At 38.4% G+C, this 333-nt stretch carries 1 protein-coding gene; it reads left to right on the top strand.

Annotation, left to right across the window (positions count from 1 at the left end; translation table 11 throughout):
- The coding region (locus JWG44_RS15045; RefSeq protein ID WP_205275834.1) for an integrase core domain-containing protein at positions 1-326 on the top strand (326 nt) is incomplete at its 5' end.
- Positions 327-333: the final 7 nt, after the last annotated feature.

Below are 333 nucleotides of genomic sequence, written 5' to 3'. Positions count from 1 at the left end.
GTGATTCCAAAGTTCCTTCGACGCAGTTCCTATCTGACAACGGTCCTCAATATACTTCTTTCGCTACTATGGCTTTTGTTGAAACGTTGGGATTTGAAGTTTGTCATACTCCTGCTTATTCTCCAGAGAGTAACGGAATGGCGGAAGCCTTTGTGAAAACATTCAAAAGAGATTATGCTTATGTGAATCACTTAAATCACGCTGAAGAGGTTATGCTAAAAATAAACAATTGGATTGACGACTATAATTCCTTCGCACCACATAAGGGATTGCAAATGATGTCCCCGAAAGAATTTATAGAAAAAGAGCTAACATTCGCTGTATGATTTTTGG

Source organism: Leptospira ainazelensis (assembly GCF_016918785.1).
Classification (GTDB): Bacteria; Spirochaetota; Leptospiria; order Leptospirales; family Leptospiraceae; genus Leptospira; species Leptospira ainazelensis.
The sequence above is the reverse complement of the archived record's forward strand: the minus strand, read 5'-3'. Positions and strand labels throughout refer to the sequence as shown.